The sequence below is a fragment of the Streptomyces purpureus genome, from assembly GCF_014648195.1.
GTDB lineage: Bacteria > Actinomycetota > Actinomycetes > Streptomycetales > Streptomycetaceae > Streptomyces > Streptomyces purpureus.
In genome coordinates this window covers 28,042-46,045 of sequence record NZ_BMQQ01000041.1, presented here as the reverse complement: position 1 = coordinate 46,045, position 18,004 = coordinate 28,042, and the positions used below count along the sequence as shown (strand labels likewise).

Here is an 18,004-nt window from a genome sequence, read left to right as displayed (position 1 = left end):
GGACCGGCCACTGCCCCACCTGCCGACAACCCACCCCGTGGCAGTCCTACGACACCGCCTAACAAAGCACTACTAGGGGCTGTCCCCGATGCCTGCGCCGGCGCCGCTCACGTACCGTGACGAGCGGGGCTGATCTTCCGGTCAGGCGGACCGGCTTCAGCGAAACGCGGGACGTCACGGAGGCGGCATGAAGGCGATCGTGCAGGACCGGTACGGCTCACCGGACGTACTGGAGTGCGGCGAGGTCGAGAAGCCAACCATCGGTGACCACGAGGTGCTGGTACGGGTCCACGCGGCCGCGGTCAACGCGCGCGACTGGCATCTCATGCGGGGCGACCCGTACGTCGCACGCCTTGCCCTCGGCCTTGGCAGACCGAAGGTGAGGATCCGGGGCACGGACTTCGCGGGGCGGGTGGAAGCGGTGGGCAAGGACGTGCACCGGCTGCGTCCCGGTCACGACGTGTTCGGCGAGGCCGACGGGGCATTCGCCGAGTACGTGTCCGCCTCGCAGGAGGTCGTGGAGCGGATGCCGACCAACCTCACGTACGAACAGGCGGCGGCGCTGCCCCTCGCGGGGAACACCGCCCTGATGGGCCTGCGCGATCTGGGGCGGGTCGGACCCGGGCAGCAGGTTCTGATCAACGGTGCGTCGGGTGGGGTGGGGACCTTCGCCGTACAGATCGCCAAGGCGCTCGGGGCAGACGTCACCGGTGTGTGCAGTACGCGCAATGTGGACCTGGTCCGCTGGCTCGGCGCGGATCATGTCATCGACTACACCCAGGAAGACTTCACCACCGGCGGACGGCGCTACGACGTCGTCCTCGACCTGGTCGGGAACCGCTCACTGGCAGACTGCCGGCGCGCACTGACCCCCACCGGCACGCTCGTCCTCTCCGGCGGCGGCGTGTTCGAAGGGGGCAGTCTGATCGGGCCGATGGGCCTCATCATCAAAGGCCAGACCCTGTCCCGCTTCGTCGGCCACCGGCTGCTCGTCCTCACGGCGACACCGAGCAAGCAGAACCTGGCGACGCTGAGGGAATGGGTCGAGGCCGGAAAGGTCGCCCCGGTCCTCGACCGGACGTACCCACTGGCCGAAATACCCGACGCCATCCGGTACGTCGAAGGGGAGCACGCCCGGGCGAAGGTCGCCATCACCGTCTGACGAGACGTCTCCCCCGTGCGGGGGAGACGGTGATCGTTCGGGTGCACGATCCGCGAGGGGGGTCTGCTCGCGGAGAGTTGGTGCCGGGCGGGGGACGAAGAGGCCGCCCGGAAGCCGAGACTTCTGGAGGACCTCATGACCGCCGTGACCGCGATCTCTCTGCCGGGTCGGCAGTCCACCTGGGCCGCCTACACGGCCGCGGCGGCAGCACTTGCCTACGCGGCACCGCACTTCTGGTGGGGAGCCGGCGTCGGAGCGACCTTCCCCGGCGACTTCGCCACCGCCCCGCACGGCACCATGGAGGCGGCGATCGGCTACTGGGTGATGGGCGCGGTGTCCGTCTTCGGGGCACTGCTCGCCGTCGCCCTCGTCCACCCCTGGGGCCGGCGCCTCCCGGACCGTCTCATCGCGGTGCCGGCGCTGATCGCCGCCGTCGGCATGTCCCTCTGGGGCTTCACCTACTTCGCGATGCAGTACCTCCTCGCCGCCGAGCGCGTCGTCTCCTCCCCGGCCTTCGCCGCCAAGGACGCCCACCCGCAGGCCGCATGGGGCCTCTTCTGGTACGGCCTCTTCCTCATATGGGGCATCACCCTCGGCACGGCCGCGTGGCAGCGCCTGCGCATGCGGTCTACTGCCGCCGGGACGTGGCCAACGTCATGATGACCCTGAGGGTCGAGTTCGCCGGCCAGGACCATCCGGTCGGCCGGGCAATCACGGAGATCGTCGGCCGGCTCGAAGCCGACTGCGCCGCTCTCATCTCCGCCGCGCGCAGCAGCGGCGCCATCCCGCCCGGGCCGCCGGCGGCGGTCATGGCATCGGCGTACCTCGGCGTGGTGGAGGCGCTCGGCATCGAGCTCGCCGGCCACGCACCCCACGACACCGAACTCGCCACCCGCGCCGTCCGAGGCCTGCTCGGCCTGCCACCCGCCACGCCCGTCACACCCGTCACACCCGTCACACCCGTCGCACCCGAGCCGTCGAGCGCTCCCCCGACCGCATGACCGTTCCTGCCCGCGACCCACTGCCCACGCACTTGTTACGGAGGACCTGACATGAAGCTCCCCAACTCGGCCCACACCAGGCGCCCTTGGCGCATACACGAGGTCGCCGACGGCTTCCAGGTGGAGGACGTCTGGGCACTGCCGACGCCGGGCGGCCCCGACGACTTCCCCCGGCTGGTGTCGACCATGGTCTCGGACTCGGACAGCAGCTTTCCTGACGGCGCCAATGTCGTGGTCCGGTTCCTCTGGAGGGTCCGGGAGAAGCTGGGTGCCCTGCTCGGCTGGGACAACAAGAACGCCGGTGTCGGCTCCCGCGTGATCTCACTGCGGGACAACCTTCCCAGCGATCTGCAAGAGGCGCCCCGGGGTCCGGACTTCACAGACGTCCCGCTCACCTCGATCTACCTGCTCCCCGACGAATGGGCGTCGGAGATGGCCAACCGGACCGTCCACTCCGTCATGCACGTCGCCTGGGTCCAGGACGAATCCGGCGCGTACCGCGGCCAGATGACGGTCCTGATCAAGCCGAACGGCCTGCTCGGAGCCGCGTACATGGCCGCGATCAAGCCGTTCCGCTCACTCATCGTGCTGCCGGCGCTCATGCGCACGATCAAACGTGACTGGTCGGCCCACGCCGAGGCCCGATGAAGGCCTGGCGGGGGCCCCGACGGGCCGCGTGACTCTGTCGCGGCCCTACAGGCTCACGATTGATCGACATACTGCGCGGCGTACTCCGGCGCGGGTGGGATGGGCGTGATGACGTCGATCAGGACGTCGTTCGGGTCGGCCACGATGAAGTGCCGCTGCCCGAAGTCTTCGCTGCGCAACTCAAGGAGGGGCCGCAGCCCTTCGCGCACGACGAGCCGGTCCCACTCCGCGTCGACGTCCGCCACCTCGAAGTTGAGGAGCAGCCCCTGGGCGGGGACGCGGTGGCCGTCCGGGATGGTGGGGTGGGTGTGGTCGAGGAGGGCGAGTTCGTAGCCGGGCTCCCCGTCGTGGCGCAGGCTGACGTACCAGTCCGTCGCGAACGTCGTCTTGAACCCCAGCAGCCGGGTGTAGAAGTCGTGGGACTCCTCCAGCCTTGCCGTGCCGATCACCGGATAGAAGCTGGTTATTTGCATACCGGAAACCTCTTTCGCGTACCGTTGGTATGTGAAAAGTATTCGCGTACCGTTGGTATGTCAAAGGGTGTCTCGGAGAGAAGTTCGGAGAGAAGGAGAGCGATGTCAGAGCGTGGCGTCCGGGTGCAGCAGCGGGAACAGACCAGGCAGGCGCTGCTGCGGGAGGGCAGGCGTCTGTTCTCCGACCGTGGCTACGCCGCGGTCAGCCTGGCGGAGATCGTCCTCGCCGCCGGGGTGACCAAGGGGGCGCTCTACCACCATTTCGCCGGCAAACCGGAGCTTTTCCATGCCGTCTTGGAGGAGGTGCAGCAGGAGGTGGGACGGCGCGTGGCCGCGGTCGCCGACGGCCAGGACGATCCCTGGGGCCAATTCGCCGCGGGCTGCCAGGAGTTCCTGACCGCAGCCACCGATCCGGACATCCAGCGGATCATGCTGATCGACGGGCCCGCTGTGCTGGGGTGGGCCGAGTGGCGCGCGATGGACGAAGCCGCGTCAGGCCGACACCTCGCCGACGCGCTGACCTCCCTCGTCGACGCGGGCATCATCGCGCCCCGGCCGGTCGCGCCTCTGGTCCACCTGCTGTCGGGGGCGATGAACGAGGCCGCACTCTGGCTGGCGGCCTCCCGCGACCCCGGGGACCTGGAACACACGCGGGAGGCGTTGAGGCAATTGCTCGAGGCGTTGCGCACGGACTGACGGCCGACGGCGAGCATCACGACCAGAGCCGTCGACACGGCTGCGGCCCTGGACATGGTCGATGTCCAGGGCCGCTGTCGTGCCTAGGCGTCAGCCGATGCCGTTCCCTCGGCCGCCGTCCTCGATGCCCCCGCTGTGGGCACCGCCGTTGCCCCCGTCACCTCCCTCTCCGTCACCCGCGCCACCGTCGTCATTGCTGTCTCCGTTACCGGCGCCACCTCCGTTGCCGTTGCCGTTGTCGTTACCGGCGCCATCACCGGCACCACCCGCGCCGATCTGGGCGCCGACGGCGTCCAGGGCTGTGGTCACCGGCTGGAAGAACGTCTCGCCGCCCGAGGTGCAGTCGCCGCTGCCGCCCGAGGTGAGGCCGACGGCGTCTCCGTCCCGGGTGAACAGGGCGCCGCCACTGTCGCCGGGCTCCGCGCAGACGTTGGTCTGGATGAGTCCCGAGACCGTGCCCTCGGGGTAGTTCACGGTGGCGTCCAGTCCGGTCACCTGGCCGTCCCGCAGGCCGGTCGTGCTGCCCATCCGGAACACCTGCTGACCGACCGCCGCGTCGGCCGCCTGCTTGATCTCCACGGTCCGGCCGTCGCCGGTGTCGACGGCGCTCGGAGCCTCAATGTTGGGGTCGTCGTACGTCACGAGTGCGAAGTCGCCCGCCCCGGGGAAGACGGCTTCCTGTACGGTTCCAATGGGTTGGCCGTTCTGCTGCTCCGACCACCGCTCGGTGGCGACACCGCAGTGCCCCGCCGTGAGGAAGCCGGACTGGCCGTCCTGGGTGGTGACGTTGAAGCCGAGCGAACAGCGCGCGCCGCCGCCGAAGATGGCGTCGCCGCCCTCGATGAACGGCTTGAACTCGCCTTTGGACTTCTGGATGCGGGCGACACCGTCGCCCAGCGAACGGACCGCGCGCTCAACCTTGTCCCAACGCTCGCCGGTGACCGTACGGTCGGCGGTGACCAGGATCTGGTTCGTCCGTGGGTCGACGGCCCACGCGGTGCCGGGGACCGACGCCTTGTCGCTCAGCGAGCCCATGGCGGAGGTGAGCGTCGGCACGCTGTTGCGCACCCCGCGCGCAACGGCACCGGCCTTCTCCACCTCGGCCTGGGCCCGGTCGCCGCCTCCCGCGACGTTGACGACGAGCTGCTGCTTGTCCGCCTCGTAGTACGCGCCGCCGTAGGAGTCGCCGAGCTGCTTGCCCAGCTGCTGAAGGACCTCCGCGGCCGCGGCGGCACTCAGCTTTCTCGGCGAGCCCGCCTGCTCCCCGGCGCCGTCCTGCGAGGCATTCGCCTGCGGCAGCAGGATCGCCGCCGCGGCGACACCCACCGCCCCGGCCCCCGCGAAAATCGCCTTCCGCTTGGGTATTCGCCTGTGACTCAACTCTTCGCCTCCTGCGAGGGTACGGACTGCGGTCGCCGAGAGGGCGACCTGGGGGGACGCGTCCGGCCTCTCATACGTACGACGGGAGGGGTTCTGTTCATCGCATGCGTGAAGTCATGGTCTGCCGGTCGGACACGGCGCCCCCCGAAGGCCCCGTGCCGGAAAGGGGGACAGGCGGGCCGGCGGGGCGACTACGGTTGCTCCGTATGACGTACGCCGAGATCGAGATCACCCCGAAGTTGGTCCGGGATCTGCTGCGCGACCAGCATCCCGACCTGGCCGATCGCCCTTTACGGCTCGGTGCGCGTGGCTGGGACAACCAACTGTGGCGGCTTGGCGACGACCTTGCTGTCCGGCTGCCCTGGGCAACGCTCTCCGCCGACGAACTGCTGCTCAAGGAGCACGCCTGGCTGCCTGAACTCGCCCCGCGCCTCCCTCTGCGGGTCCCCGTCCCACAGCGCCTTGGGCAGCCTTCCGAGCGGTTCCCGCGGCCCTGGATCGTCACCACCTGGGTGCCGGGCTCGCCTGCCGACCGTGCCCCCGCCACGCGCGCCGCGGACGCGGCCGACAGCTTGGCCGCCTTCCTGACGGCTCTTCACCGGCCCGCTCCCGACGGGGCGCCGGTCGGCCGTGGCCGCGGAGGCCCGCTGGCCGACCACGCCGAGCAGGTGGCCGAAGGGCTCGCCTCCGCCACCGAGCGGGGACTGCTCCCCGATCCGGACGGCGTCCGCGCGGTATGGGAAGACGCCCTTGCCGCACCCGAATGGACAGGTCCCGCACTCTGGCTCCACGCCGACCTGCATCCGGCCAACGTCCTCACCGCGGACGGCACCTTCTGCGGCGTGATCGACTTCGGCGACCTCTGCGCGGGCGATCCGGCCTGTGACCTCGCCGCCGCGTGGGCGCTGCTGCCGGACGGCGCCGCCGACCGCTTCTACCGCGCCTACCAGCCGGCCCCGGACGCCGCGACCCTGCGCCGGGCCCGCGGCTGGGCGGTGTGGCGTGCCCTCGGCGGCATCTTCGTCGGAGAGGCCGGAGTTCACGGCCGCCCCGGCGGCAAACCCACCTGGGGCCCACCCGCCCAGGCCGCCCTACGACGCCTCATCGCCGCGGCCCCCCGGTGAGCCTGCCTGTTCGCCCTAGCCCGGCAGCGTTCGCACCCGCGCATCGGGGAGCTTGGCCCACCAGTGGTGGTGGCGGCTGTAGACCCGGGGATCGCGGTCGGCCAGCAACGCCGTCAGGGACGCGGCCTCCTCGGCGAGCCCGTCCCACACGCCGCGGGGGAGATCGTGGAACGCCGTCGCCTCGATCCCCCCTTCGACCGGTCGCCAGACACCGGCGACGTAGCCGTCGACCAGCAGCGTGGGCAGTACGTCCCCGTTGATACGGATCACCAGCGGGCGGTAGGCCGGCGGGATCAGGCGGCTGCGGTCGGCGTAAGCCAGCAGGACGTTGTCCCACATCCCCATCAGCCGGGGCGGTGCCGGTGTGCCGGCCGACGGGCGCGCGGCACCGGGAAGGTCGAACAGGACAGCGCCGTCAGGTCCGTCGATCTGCTCCACGGCACCGTCGAGCGCCCGCAACGCCTGGCGGACGCGGCTGCGCTGCACCATCGCGAACTGCGCCACGTCCGCCACCGACGCGGGACCGAACCCTTCCAGGTAGCGCAGGACGAGGGTCCGCAGCGCCTCCGAGGCATCCACCTCGGCCCCCTGCGCGGGCTCAAGACCCACGTACGACGGACGGTAACCGAAGGACCATGGTCCGCCCGTGGGGACGTGCAGCAGCGGTGCGTACGCCCGTAGACCCCACCACGCCCCGGCCTTCTTCTCCGTACCGAGCCGTTCCTCCAGCCACGCCTCCATCTCGGCGATGGTTCGCGGCCGGTCGGCGAACGCCAGCAGCCCCGGCACCAACTCCTCCGCGTCCGCGGGCGTGAGTCCCGCGGCGGCGAAACGGTGACCGAGGCGGGAGGCGTACAGCGTCGGCCTCATCGCCGCACGGAAGACCTCGTAGTCATCGGCGAGAACCGCGTGCAGCGTGATCCGCATCAAGGTCGCCTTGACGACCGTACGGTCCGTGAAGGCGGCGTCCAGATCGGCCGGTGCGAAGCCTTCGAGCCGGTTCCACAGCGCGAGATACGGCGAAGCCGCGTGCTGCGCCTGCAGCGCCACCAGGCGACGGACCGCGTCGACGACGTCGAGCGACTCCCGCCGTAGCAGCAGCTGGCGGCTGAGAGTCGCCCTGTTGAGTGCGCGCGAGGTGATCTCCACGGCCGAGGATTGTGCCGTGTACCGCCCTGAGCCGGCCATTGGTCAGACGGCCGACGGGGAGCCGGTGTTGACGTGCACCGACGCGATGCGGTCCAGGTCGTCGAAGAGCACGTCCACCGTGCCGCCGTCGGGGAGGCCGGCGCTGATGCGGTCGGCCCCGGCGCGGCGGGGGAGTTCATGGTGGGCGAAGTAGCCGTCCACGACCTCCCGGGCGGAGCCGCCGAGCAGGGCGGCGCCGGACATCAGCACGCGAGGGAGAGTGATCGCGTTCGGCTCGGCGCGGGGCACCTGCGGGTCGTCGGGCACCATGTACGCACGGGCGCTCGGGTTGGCCTGGACGCCGATGTACCCCGCGGCGCCGAGAACCCCCATCGCCGTGAAGGCCAGGGTCTCGGCGGCCCGCCGGGGGTCCTCGTGGCCGGCGAGGTGGATCAGCTCGTTCGTGAACTCCGGCAGACCGTGCTCCTGCCCGTACCGCCGTGCCTTCCCCGCGGCCTCGACCACCGGCGACCCCTCGAAGCCGGGGTTGGCCCAGGCCCACAGCCACGACTGATCGTCGGTGTCGAACGTACCGAGCAGGGAGATGCGCAGCTCGCGCCCGGACTGGCGGTACAGGCACTGCCCGAGGTCGGCGCTCCACTCGCCCATGGGTATGAACTCGTTGAAGGTCTCGAGCTGTTCGGCACCCCAGGCGGAGTGCCGCTCGGTGAGGCGGAGGAACGGGTCGCTGAAGGTCGTGATCATGCGCATGACCTTATGACAGGTGGCAGGGGCGATCGGCCGCCGATGCGAGGCAACTTGAGGGTGAGGGTGAGGGGAGCGGGAGCGGTGCCGCGACCGTCGGCGGCCCCTTCAGCTCGAACCGCACCAAGTCTGCGCCGCCGCGCCGCTCCCCCACGGCTCAACTCGCCGCCACGTTGCGCATCATGCGCTGGAGCACCCTCAGCGTCGTCACGTAATCGGCGTCGTCGATGCCCGCGTGCATCTGCTCACGCCAGGCGGGTGCGTGGGCCTTGAGGTCCGCCCGCGCGGCGTCCCCGGCGTCGGTGATCCACAGCCGCCCCTCACTGTCCCGCGTCACCCATCCGCGGTCCAGCATGGTCAGGGCTTCCGCGGCGAGATCGTCCTCGGACCGCAGGTACGTTCTCATGGTTTCGACGAGTTCGGCGACGGTCATGCCGTGACCGTCGACCGAGATGTCGTTCTTCGACAGGTGCCTGAGGATCCAGTACTGCGGCTGGGTGAAGCCGAGTTCGGCCTGTCGGCCACGAATGAACCCGATGATCTCCTCATAGGCCATCCCGGTCCAGTAGGCGACCGGCTGAGCGGCGAGCTCCTGGTCCGAGTACGTCGCGGTCTCCATGGTGTGCCCCCTGAGCTGGTGATCGGCTGAACAAGGTCACCGTAAAATCTCAAGTTCACTTGAGGTCAAGGGGTCGTGCCCTGTCAGCCCGGGATGAACTCGGCCTGCCGGGTCCGCGTCCGGGACGCGGACCCAGGGCGGGGCCGCCCGCGTTACTGGCCCACCCGGCCGTCGACGCACTCGCGCAGCAGGTCGGCATGCCCGCAGTGACGGGCGTACTCCTCGATCCGGTGCACCATCAGCTCTCGAACCGCGATCCCCTCCTTGCCCACGCGCGCGCCCAGGTCCTCGGTCGCGGCCAGCGCGGCGTCGGTCGCGGCCTGCTCGCGCTCCAGATCGGCGTACGCGGCGTCGACCACGGTCTGGTCGGCGACAGCTCCCTCGAAGTCCGCGTCACGCTTCCCGTACAGCTTCGGCAGCGGGTCGCCGTCACGGATCCAGTTGTGCCAGTCCCGTTCCACCTCGGCGAGGTGCCGAACCAGGCCGAGCAGCGACATCGTCGACGGCGGAACCGACCGACGGGCCAGCTGCTCCGCGTTCAGACCGTCGCACTTCATCCGCAGGGTCAAGCGGTAGCCCTCCAGGAAGTCCTGCAGCGTGGCAAGCTCGCCCTCCGGACTGGCACCGTCCTTCTCTCGAGGGTCGTCGTCCGGGTCGGCCCACATGTCGGGGTAGACGGTCGCCTGGGTCCATCGCGCGGGTTGACTACTCATGCGCGCATGGTCGTGTGCGACGGCCGGATTCCGCCACCGGTTTTTCGCAGATCACCTTCGCCGCCCCCGCCGACGCGGAGGACCGGCCGGTCAGAAGGTCGCCGCCACCAGCCAGGCGTCGCTGCGAGCCTGACCGTCCGTCCGTCTCGCAGGGGAGCAGCGCGTCCCGCAGAGCGCGGCGGGCGCGGGCAACTGCCGTGGGCCGTCACTTCTCCGTACCGGAGCCTCTCCTGAGACGACGGCGTCGTATCAGGCGTATCGGCAGCGTGTCGAGGCATGGCTTGACCGGGCCGGATCAATACTGAGGCGGTCTTCCGGATCCAGGTACGGAGTTGCTATGGCCACTTATGAAGAGGCGAGGGCGAACAAATTCGCCAGAGCCACGACAACGACAGTCACCGGCGTGCCGCTGGACGTTTCCGGGGACCATCCGCTCCGGCGGGCCGGCAATCAGCCATTCCAGCTGTGCGTGTGCGTGACCGACCCGTGCCCGTGCGCCGACGGCCCGATCGTCTGGGTGGGCGAAGAGGCTCTGCGCGACAGCACCGGCACAGGCCGGCGGACCACTGCGGGCGACGAGATCCGCGAGTTCGCCATCGACGCCGACGCGCAGGTGGTCATCGAGTCCTTCCGTAGCGTCAAAGCATCCGAACTCTCGGGAGCCAGGAAGTCGACGCATGCCCGCGGCACCGGAGCCCCGCCCTTCATCATCCGACGCCGGGAGGGCGGTCCCCAGCGCGTCTCTTCCGGCGCCCGGCGCGGGGGTGGGCCGTGCGGTCCCTGCGGCGGCCACGCATCGCCGCAGTTTCGCGCGGATCCCGGATGCAACGACGTCGAAGTCGAGGAGGACGGCACGACCTACTGCTTCGTGGAGAGCAGTGAGCATTACTGCATCTACGAGCTCTGCTGAGCTCCGCTCCACCGGTACGCACCGCTACCGGCCGCTACGCCTGGCGTGCGGCCCAGCTGCCGATCGGAAGGCAATATTCCGCCGAGTCTGGGCAGGCGCGGGAGGAGGCCCGGTGGCATACAGGTCGAGGGAATGAGTTGGTCAGGTCGGGGTACGCGGTGAAATGAACCCAATTGTCCTGATGGACGGAGGGAAAAACCGTGAGCATGGTGAAGCAGTCCATCGACGTGGATGTTCCGCTGCGCATGGCCTACAACCAGTGGACTCAGTTCGAGGAGTTCCCAAGGTTCATGGAGGGAGTGGAGGACGTCAGGCAACTCGACGACCAGCACTGCCACTGGCGGACCAAGGTCGCCGGGGTCGAGCGGGAATTCGACACCGAGATCGTCGACCAGCTGCCCGACGAGCGCATCTCCTGGCGCACCGTGGGCGGCGACGTCAAGCAGAAGGGCGTCGTCACGTTCCAGCCCCTCGACGAGGCCCACACACGCGTGAGCCTCGCCATGGACTTCGAGCCCGAGGGGATGCCCGAGAAGATGGGTGACGCCCTCGGCGTCGTCGACCGGCGCGTCAAGGGAGACCTGAAGCGCTTCAAGGGCTTCATCGAGGAGAGCGGCGAAAGCCGCGGCTGGCGTGGCCGGATCAGCCCGACGGACGCGCAGGGCGGCGGCATGCCGTCCGGCGGCCAGGCCGGGATGACCCCCACCGACGCGCCCATCCGGGAGACGCCCGGCCCCGGAATGAGGGGATCCACCGGCAGGACCCTGCCCCCCGACCCCGATGACATGCGGCATGGCTGACACCAGCGGCCGGTGACCGGCTCAGAGGGCCGAGTCGGAGTGTGACGGGGTACGTGCGGGAGAAGGCATACGGGGTCCCGGCGGCGGGCTCGAGGATTCAGCTCGCCGCCGGGGCCTTTTCCGGTCCACCACCGGCCGCCGGGGCCTTCCTCCCCCGGTCCTCCACCGGCCCCCAGGGCCCTCCCGGCCCCGCACCGTACGACTCCGCCCCGTCCCCGACCCCAGCCCCAGATCGAGAAGAAGGGCACCCATGCTCTCCACGCTGTCTTCCACGGCCGTCACGCCGTCCGCCCCGCCCGTCCTCGCGGCTTCCGGCTCGCCTTCGCTCCTGCTGATCCTGGTGGGAGTGGTGGTGGCCGGGATACTGATCTTCGCGTTCTGGTGGGGAAGCCGGCGTGCCGCCCGCCGTCGGCGAGCCGCCGGCATGGCCCAGCCCCCCGCCGCGCAGGCCAGGCGGGAGAGCTGGACGACCCCCGAGGACCCCGCCGGCAAGCAGGACCCCCATCCGTGAGGTCCGTGAGGTCTGTGAGTTTCGTGAGCCGGGCGAGACCGCACCGGGTTGGTTCCGCCCCCGGCCGGGGGAGCGGCCACCGCCGTCCGAGGGACAGCCGTGCCCGTCCGGCGTCCCCTGCGGCGCGGCCACGGTAGGTGTCACAGGCGACGGGCACATCGCCGACAGGAGGGGCAGCCGTGGCGAACCATTCCGGCCATTCCGGGCAGACCAGCTCCCGCATCACGTTGCGGGTGAACGGCGAGGAGTACACGCTCACCCTGGACCACAGGGTCACTCTCCTCGACGCCCTCCGCGAGCACCTCGACCTGATCGGTGCGAAGAAGGGATGCGACCACGGCCAGTGCGGCGCCTGCACCGTTCTGGTCGACGGCCGGCGCGTCAACAGCTGCCTGCTGCTCGCCGTCGCACAGCAGGGCACCTCGGTCACCACCGTGGAAGGGCTCGGCGACGCCGCGACACCGCACCCCCTCCAGGCCGCCTTCGTGGAACGGGACGCCTACCAGTGCGGTTACTGCACCCCCGGCCAGCTCTGCTCCGCCGTGGGGATGCTCGCCGAAGTCACGGCGGAGGCCGGATCCGACCCCACCACCTCCGCACGTCGCTCCGCCCTCACCCGTGACGAGGTCGCCGAGCGCATGAGCGGGAACCTCTGCCGCTGCGGCGCCTATCCGCGCATCGTGGACGCGGTCCTGGACGTGATCGCGTGAAGCCGTTCGCCTACGTGGCCGCAGGTAGCCTCGCCGAAGCCGTCGACGCCCACGGAGGCCGCCCCGGCTCCCGCTATCTCGGTGGCGGCACCAACCTCGTGGACCTCATGAAACTCGGCGTGGAACGCCCCGACACCCTCGTCGACCTCACCCGGCTGCCCCTCGACGCGATCGAGGAGACGGGGGACGGCGGACTGCGGGTCGGCTCTGGCGTACGCAACAGCGACTTCGCCGCCCATCCTCTCGTCGCCGCCCGCTACCCGGTCGTCTCGCAGGCGCTGCTGGCCGGCGCCTCGGGGCAGCTGCGCAACGCCGCCACGACCGGCGGCAACCTGCTGCAGCGCACCCGCTGCTCGTACTTCCAGGACATCTCCAAACCCTGCAACAAGCGCGAGCCGGGCAGCGGCTGCGGCGCCCGCGACGGGGTCCACCGCGACCACGCCGTCCTCGGCCACTCCGCGCACTGCATCGCCACCCAGCCCTCGGATCTGGCGGTGGCACTGGCCGCCGTCGACGCCCAGATCGAACTGCGGGGCCCGCAGGGACTCCGTACGGTCCCCGCCACCACGTTCCACCGGCTCCCCGGCGACAGCCCGGAGCAGGACACGGTCGTGGTCCCCGGCGACATCGTCACCGCCGTCCTCCTCCCGCCGGGCCCGGCCGGGCTCCCGTCGCGCTACCGCAAGGTCAGGGACCGCGCCTCGTACTCCTTCGCGCTCGCCTCCGTCGCCGCCGTGCTCGACCTCGACGCGGGGCGCGTCCGCCATGTCGCGGTCTGCTTCGGCGGGCTCGCCCACCGCCCCTGGCGCGCCACGATCACCGAGGAGCGCCTGCGCGGCGCCGTACCGACGCAGGAGGCCGTACGGCAGGCGGTCGAAGCCGAACTCCTCCAGGCCCAGCCGCTGCGCGACAACGGCTACAAGGTCGGACTGGCGAAGAACCTCGCCTGCGACGTGCTGGACACACTCGTACGCTCAGCGTCCGCCTGACCTCTCCGCCCACCCCCCCGCACCCGACCCCGGACGAACGAGTAGGCACCATGAACTCCACCAGCGTCGCCGTCGTCGGCACCGCACTGGGCACGCCCACCACCCGCCGGGAGGGCTGGGAGAAGGTCACCGGCACCGCCCGCTACGCCGCCGAGCACACCCCGCCGCGCTGCGCCCACGCCTGGCCCGTCCCCGCCACCGTCGCCCGCGGCCGCGTCACCGCCGTCGACACGACGGCGGCCCTGGCCCTGCCCGGAGTCATCGCGGTCCTCACCCCCTTCGACGCGCCTCGCCTCGGCCCCACCGACGATCCGCAGCTGCACGTGCTCCAGGACACCGTGGTGCCCCACCACGGCTGGTACGTCGCCCTGGCGGTGGCCGACACGCTGGAGGCCGCCCGGGAAGCGGCGCAGGCCGTACGCGTCACCTACGAAACCGACCCCGACACCCCGCACGACGTGGTCCTCACCGTCGACCACCCAGGCGTCTACACGCCCGAGAAGGCCAACGGCGGATACCCCGCACACCTCGAACAGGGCGACGCCGCCACCTCCTTCGCCGCCTCGCCCGTACGCGTCGAGTGCACGTACAAGGTCCCGCCGCTGCACAACCACCCCATGGAACCGCACGCCGCCACCGCCCATTGGGACGGCGGCACCGGCCGGCTCACCGTCCACGACTCGAGCCAGGGAGCGGGACCCGTACGGACAGCGCTGGCCAGTCTCTTCGACCTGCCCGAGGACAGCATCACCGTCATCTCCGAGCACGTCGGCGGGGGATTCGGGTCCAAAGGCACCCCGCGGCCGCACGTCGTCCTGGCCGTGATGGCCGCCCGCCACACGGGCCGGCCCGTCAAACTCGCCCTGCCACGGCGCCACATGCCGGCCGTCGTCGGCCACCGCGCCCCCACCCTGCACCACGTGAGACTCGCAGCCCGAGAGGACGGCGTCCTGACCGCCCTCGCCCACGAGGTGACGACGTACACCTCCCGCGTCAGCGAGTTCGTCGAGCAGGCCGCCGTCCCCGCCCGCGTCATGTACGCCGCGCCCGCCCACCTCACCACCCACCGGGTCGTCGCGCTCGACGTCCCCACGCCCTCCTGGATGCGCGCCCCGGGGGAGTGCCCCGGCATGTACGCGCTCGAATCGGCCATGGACGAACTGGCCGACGCCCTCGGCCTCGACCCCGTCGAACTACGGATCCGCAACGAGCCCGCCACCGAACCCGAAAGCGGCCACCCCTTCAGCAGCCGTCATGTGGTCGACTGCCTGCGTGAGGGCGCCACACGGTTCGGCTGGTCCGCGCACCGCGCCTCTCGGCGGGACGGGCCCTTGCTGATCGGTACGGGCGTGGCGGCCGCCACCTACCCCGTACTGGTCTCGCCCTGCACGGCGCGGGCTCATGCGCTCCCGGACGGCACGTACGTCGTCGAGGTCAACGCCACCGACATCGGCACCGGCGCCCGTACCGTACTGGCGCAGATCGCGGCCGACGCCCTCGGCGTGCCGCTCGACAGGGTCACGACGGCGATCGGCCACACGACGCTCCCCGAGGCCCCGCTGGCCGGCGGTTCCTCGGGCACGGCGTCCTGGGGCTGGGCCGTCCATGACGCGTGCACAGCCCTGATCGCCCGCCTCGACCGCCACGAAGGGCCGGTGCCCGACGGCGGACTCTCCGCCTCCGCCGACACGAGGGCGCACGCCAAGCAGCGCTCGCCGTACGCTCGGCACGCCTTCGGCGCCCAGTTCGCCGAGGTGCAGGTCGACACGGTCACCGGAGAGGTGCGGGCGCGGCGCCTGCTGGGCGTGTTCGCCGCGGGCCGCATCCTCAACCCCCTCACCGCACGCTCCCAGTTCGTGGGCGGCATGATCATGGGGCTGGGCATGGCCCTGACGGAACACAGCACGACGGACCCGGCGTTCGGGGACTTCCCGGAGAGCGACCTGGCCTCGTATCACGTACCGGTCCACGCGGACGTAGGCGACATCGAGGCGCACTGGATCGAGGAGGACGACAAACACCTCAACCCGGCCGGCGGCAAGGGCATCGGCGAAATCGGCATCGTGGGCACGGCGGCGGCCGTCGGCAACGCCTTCTGCCATGCGACGGGCCGGCGCCTGCGCGAACTGCCCCTGACCCCGGACCGCGTCCTCGCCGTCCTCGGCTGAGGGCGCGGCCCTACGGGCCCGTTGGGATCAGCGGTACATGCCCTCCGCGTACCGGGGGCCGTAGTAGCGCTCCAGGTCCTCCAGCGACTGGTCCGTGCGCTCCAGGCTCTTGGAGATCCGCGCACGTGAGGGTACGGCTTCCGGCGTCCAGGTCTCCGGCTTCCACAGGTCGGAGCGGAGGAACGCCTTCGAGCAGTGGAAGAAGATCTCCTCGGTCTCGACGACCATCGCGAGTCGGGGCCGATGACCCTTGACCGTCATCTCGTCGAAGAACGGAGCTTCCCGCACCAGACGCGCCCGGCCGTTGATACGCAGGGTGTCGCCCCGTCCCGGCACCAGGAAGAGCAGGCCCACACGTGGGTTGGCCAGGACGTTGTGGAAGCTGTCGGCACGTCGGTTCCCGGGGCGTTCCGGGATCGCGATGGTGGTGTCGTCCAGGACCTTCGTGAAGCCGGCCGGATCACCCTTGGGAGACACGTCGCACCACCCGTTCGCGTCCGCGGTGGCGATCAGGCAGAGGGACGCGTGCGCGAGCCACTCCCGGTCGAGCTCGTGTAGAGCGGACCGCTCCTTCGCCAGAGCGACCGGCGTCGGCACGCCCAGCAGCTCGCGCAGCTCCTCCTCCGAGGTGATCTCCACCATCCCCGCTGTGTCCACTGCCACGTCCCCCTGCCTGGTGCTGCCTCGTCCTTCACGTCAGGTCGTACGTTGATTCACCCTACTGTCCGAGACACCGCCGCACGGAGGCCGCCGACCGCCGCCGCCTCAACACCGACTCAGCTCCGTTCGAAGCAGTGGGAGCGGCCAATGACGGAGAAGCCGCGGCGCTCGTACCAGTGTCGTGGCCAGTCCGCCGCATCAGCGGTCAGGAAACGGGTACCGCAGCCCTTGTCGGCAGCCATGCGCAGGGCGGTGGTCAGGACGGCGTCGGCATAGCCGCGACCGAGTTGGGCCTCCGCGGTGATCAGCTCCTCGATCTGGGCGATGCCGGTGGCCGGCTCCAGATAGAGGTCGGCCCAGGAGGCGACCTCGCCCTCCTCCGTACGTGCGCCGACGAAGCGAACGACGTCGGCTCCGCGGTGGCGGACCTCGCGCCGTTCGACGAGGTGGCGTACGACCTCGTCGTCGACGTCCGGGAGGAGACCCTGCCAGCGCAGGGTGTGTGGGGCACGTAGCGCGTCGAGGCCGACCTCCTCCGCGGCTCCACCGGCGGGCACCGGGCCGGTGTGCAGCATGACCAGATAGGTGGAGTGGGTGTATCCGGCCCGGGTCATGGGCTCTGCACACGCCATGCCGACTTCGTCGTCCAGGACGGAGACCAGTCGGTGCGGCAGATGCGCCAGTGCCTCCTCCGCGATGGCGGGCAGTGCTCCGGGGTCCACGGCGGTGTCGATGACGACCTGGTTGTTCGCGTGGGAATGCGCGAAAACGTCGTCGTACACGGCGAACCCGCCCTGGACGTCGACGACGCGCACGGCCTGACGGCGGGCGAAGGCCGTCAGGAAGGAGTTGATCCGCTGGAGTTCTGTGGTCGGCATGGGGGGAGGCTAGGCGGCCGAGGAGCGTGGCCGCCTTCGAAATACGCGGCGGCAGGAGGGAGCGACTGTCACGGCGGCCCGTGAGCCGGGAACCGATCCCGTGATCAGCGGCTGACCTGCGCGGCGATGGTGCGCGCACACGTCAGTGACTCGGTGTGTGTCGTGTCCACCTCCAAGTCGTAGGTGACTCCCTCGTGAACCACGTCGGCCTGCGACGCGGCCATCCCCCGGATGCGATCTCCCCGCGCTCCCTCACGACCCGCGGCGACCGTACTGTCACACCTGACGCCGACCCACAGCACGTCCAGTCCGTACAGGGCCTTCCGCCACCGCTCCTGGGACGCCGCTGTGCCGAGGAAGACGTCGTCGATGACGACCCTCGCGCCTGCACGGACCATCGCCGCGACGCCCTCCATCCAGGCCGCCTCCAGCGCCCGGAAGTCCGCACCGACGCTCACCTCGCCATCCGCCGCGAACACGATCCCGTCGTCCGACTCCTGCATCTTCGCCGGCAAGGCGTCGACGAACGAGTCGCAGCCGAACGCCAGCCATGGCTCCGGCAGTACTGCCTGCAGGCACCGTACGATCGCGGATTTACCCGAGCTGGAACCACCGTTGAGAATGATCACCTGAGTCGCCACCGCGCCACGGTACGACGCCCGCCGCACG

At 70.7% G+C, this 18,004-nt stretch carries 20 protein-coding genes and 1 pseudogene; 12 read left to right on the top strand and 9 right to left on the bottom strand.

Annotated features, from left to right (window positions below; all coding sequences use genetic code 11):
* Window positions 1–187: 187 nt before the first annotated feature.
* The 4 genes from IEZ01_RS31955 (at window position 188) to IEZ01_RS31940 (ending at window position 2,811) form a co-directional block, all read left to right on the top strand.
* The gene (locus IEZ01_RS31955; RefSeq protein WP_189205206.1) at window positions 188–1,162 is read left to right on the top strand and encodes an NAD(P)-dependent alcohol dehydrogenase; all 975 of its coding nucleotides are present in this window, start codon (window positions 188–190) and stop codon (window positions 1,160–1,162) included.
* 135 nt (window positions 1,163–1,297) lie between these two features.
* Window positions 1,298–1,822 (top strand): DUF3995 domain-containing protein, encoded by a 525-nt coding sequence (locus IEZ01_RS31950; protein ID WP_189205204.1) that lies wholly within the window; start codon window positions 1,298–1,300, stop codon window positions 1,820–1,822.
* Entirely contained in the window at window positions 1,819–2,163 is a 345-nt protein-coding gene (locus IEZ01_RS31945; protein WP_189205202.1) for a hypothetical protein, read from the top strand. Before IEZ01_RS31950 ends, IEZ01_RS31945 begins: the two co-directional genes overlap by 4 nt.
* A 51-nt stretch (window positions 2,164–2,214) precedes the next feature.
* Window positions 2,215–2,811 (top strand): DUF2867 domain-containing protein, encoded by a 597-nt coding sequence (locus IEZ01_RS31940; RefSeq protein ID WP_019883947.1) that lies wholly within the window; start codon window positions 2,215–2,217, stop codon window positions 2,809–2,811.
* A 53-nt stretch (window positions 2,812–2,864) separates the two neighbouring features.
* Here IEZ01_RS31940 and IEZ01_RS31935 read toward each other — a convergent pair whose 3' ends face one another.
* Window positions 2,865–3,284 carry a VOC family protein gene (locus IEZ01_RS31935; protein ID WP_028797184.1) on the bottom strand — a complete coding sequence of 140 codons (420 nt, stop codon included), beginning with the start codon at window positions 3,282–3,284 and terminating at the stop codon, window positions 2,865–2,867.
* A gap of 102 nt (window positions 3,285–3,386) precedes the next feature.
* Here IEZ01_RS31935 and IEZ01_RS31930 point away from each other — a divergent pair, with 102 nt between their 5' ends.
* Window positions 3,387–3,980 carry a TetR/AcrR family transcriptional regulator gene (locus tag IEZ01_RS31930; protein WP_019883945.1) on the top strand — a complete coding sequence of 198 codons (594 nt, stop codon included), beginning with the start codon at window positions 3,387–3,389 and terminating at the stop codon, window positions 3,978–3,980.
* A gap of 90 nt (window positions 3,981–4,070) precedes the next feature.
* Here IEZ01_RS31930 and IEZ01_RS31925 read toward each other — a convergent pair whose 3' ends face one another.
* A complete protein-coding gene (locus IEZ01_RS31925) occupies window positions 4,071–5,360 on the bottom strand; it encodes a S1 family peptidase (RefSeq protein ID WP_229833316.1) in 1,290 nt (429 codons plus the stop codon).
* Between the two features lie 206 nt (window positions 5,361–5,566).
* Between IEZ01_RS31925 and IEZ01_RS31920 the strand changes: the two genes are divergently transcribed.
* Window positions 5,567–6,484: an aminoglycoside phosphotransferase family protein gene (locus IEZ01_RS31920; RefSeq protein WP_019883943.1), complete on the top strand. Its 918-nt coding sequence runs from the start codon at window positions 5,567–5,569 to the stop codon at window positions 6,482–6,484.
* 15 nt (window positions 6,485–6,499) lie between these two features.
* Here IEZ01_RS31920 and IEZ01_RS31915 read toward each other — a convergent pair whose 3' ends face one another.
* The 4 genes from IEZ01_RS31915 to IEZ01_RS31900 form a co-directional block, all read right to left on the bottom strand.
* Window positions 6,500–7,633, bottom strand: coding sequence for a winged helix DNA-binding domain-containing protein (locus IEZ01_RS31915; protein WP_019883942.1), 1,134 nt, complete (start codon window positions 7,631–7,633; stop codon window positions 6,500–6,502).
* A 42-nt stretch (window positions 7,634–7,675) separates the two neighbouring features.
* Entirely contained in the window at window positions 7,676–8,377 is a 702-nt protein-coding gene (locus IEZ01_RS31910; protein WP_019883941.1) for a DUF6882 domain-containing protein, read from the bottom strand.
* Between the two features lie 157 nt (window positions 8,378–8,534).
* Window positions 8,535–8,996 (bottom strand): MarR family winged helix-turn-helix transcriptional regulator, encoded by a 462-nt coding sequence (locus tag IEZ01_RS31905; protein ID WP_189205200.1) that lies wholly within the window; start codon window positions 8,994–8,996, stop codon window positions 8,535–8,537.
* Window positions 8,997–9,148: 152 nt separating this feature from the next.
* Window positions 9,149–9,709: a mycothiol transferase gene (locus tag IEZ01_RS31900; protein WP_078513215.1), complete on the bottom strand. Its 561-nt coding sequence runs from the start codon at window positions 9,707–9,709 to the stop codon at window positions 9,149–9,151.
* Between the two features lie 337 nt (window positions 9,710–10,046).
* Here IEZ01_RS31900 and IEZ01_RS31895 point away from each other — a divergent pair, with 337 nt between their 5' ends.
* From IEZ01_RS31895 to IEZ01_RS31870, 6 genes and pseudogenes are all read left to right on the top strand, one after another.
* Entirely contained in the window at window positions 10,047–10,619 is a 573-nt protein-coding gene (locus IEZ01_RS31895) for a hypothetical protein (RefSeq protein ID WP_189205198.1), read from the top strand.
* Window positions 10,620–10,819: 200 nt separating this feature from the next.
* A pseudogene (locus tag IEZ01_RS31890) lies at window positions 10,820–11,275 on the top strand (SRPBCC family protein); the annotation flags it as partial.
* Window positions 11,276–11,669: 394 nt separating this feature from the next.
* Window positions 11,670–11,930, top strand: coding sequence for a DUF6479 family protein (locus tag IEZ01_RS31885; protein ID WP_019883936.1), 261 nt, complete (start codon window positions 11,670–11,672; stop codon window positions 11,928–11,930).
* Window positions 11,931–12,109: 179 nt separating this feature from the next.
* Window positions 12,110–12,640: a (2Fe-2S)-binding protein gene (locus IEZ01_RS31880; RefSeq protein WP_019883935.1), complete on the top strand. Its 531-nt coding sequence runs from the start codon at window positions 12,110–12,112 to the stop codon at window positions 12,638–12,640.
* Window positions 12,637–13,629, top strand: coding sequence for an FAD binding domain-containing protein (locus IEZ01_RS31875; protein ID WP_019883934.1), 993 nt, complete (start codon window positions 12,637–12,639; stop codon window positions 13,627–13,629). The genes IEZ01_RS31880 and IEZ01_RS31875 overlap by 4 nt, the downstream gene beginning before the upstream one ends.
* Before the next feature lie 50 nt (window positions 13,630–13,679).
* The gene (locus tag IEZ01_RS31870; RefSeq protein WP_019883933.1) at window positions 13,680–15,797 is read left to right on the top strand and encodes a xanthine dehydrogenase family protein molybdopterin-binding subunit; all 2,118 of its coding nucleotides are present in this window, start codon (window positions 13,680–13,682) and stop codon (window positions 15,795–15,797) included.
* Between the two features lie 27 nt (window positions 15,798–15,824).
* Here IEZ01_RS31870 and IEZ01_RS31865 read toward each other — a convergent pair whose 3' ends face one another.
* The 3 genes from IEZ01_RS31865 to cpt all read right to left on the bottom strand — a co-directional run bounded on the left by IEZ01_RS31865 (window position 15,825) and on the right by cpt (window position 17,976).
* A complete protein-coding gene (locus IEZ01_RS31865) occupies window positions 15,825–16,439 on the bottom strand; it encodes a pyridoxamine 5'-phosphate oxidase family protein (RefSeq protein ID WP_019883931.1) in 615 nt (204 codons plus the stop codon).
* Window positions 16,440–16,573: 134 nt separating this feature from the next.
* The gene (locus tag IEZ01_RS31860; RefSeq protein WP_189205196.1) at window positions 16,574–17,335 is read right to left on the bottom strand and encodes a GNAT family N-acetyltransferase; all 762 of its coding nucleotides are present in this window, start codon (window positions 17,333–17,335) and stop codon (window positions 16,574–16,576) included.
* A 104-nt stretch (window positions 17,336–17,439) separates the two neighbouring features.
* Window positions 17,440–17,976: a chloramphenicol phosphotransferase CPT gene (cpt, locus tag IEZ01_RS31855; protein ID WP_028797181.1), complete on the bottom strand. Its 537-nt coding sequence runs from the start codon at window positions 17,974–17,976 to the stop codon at window positions 17,440–17,442.
* Window positions 17,977–18,004 lie beyond the last annotated feature (28 nt).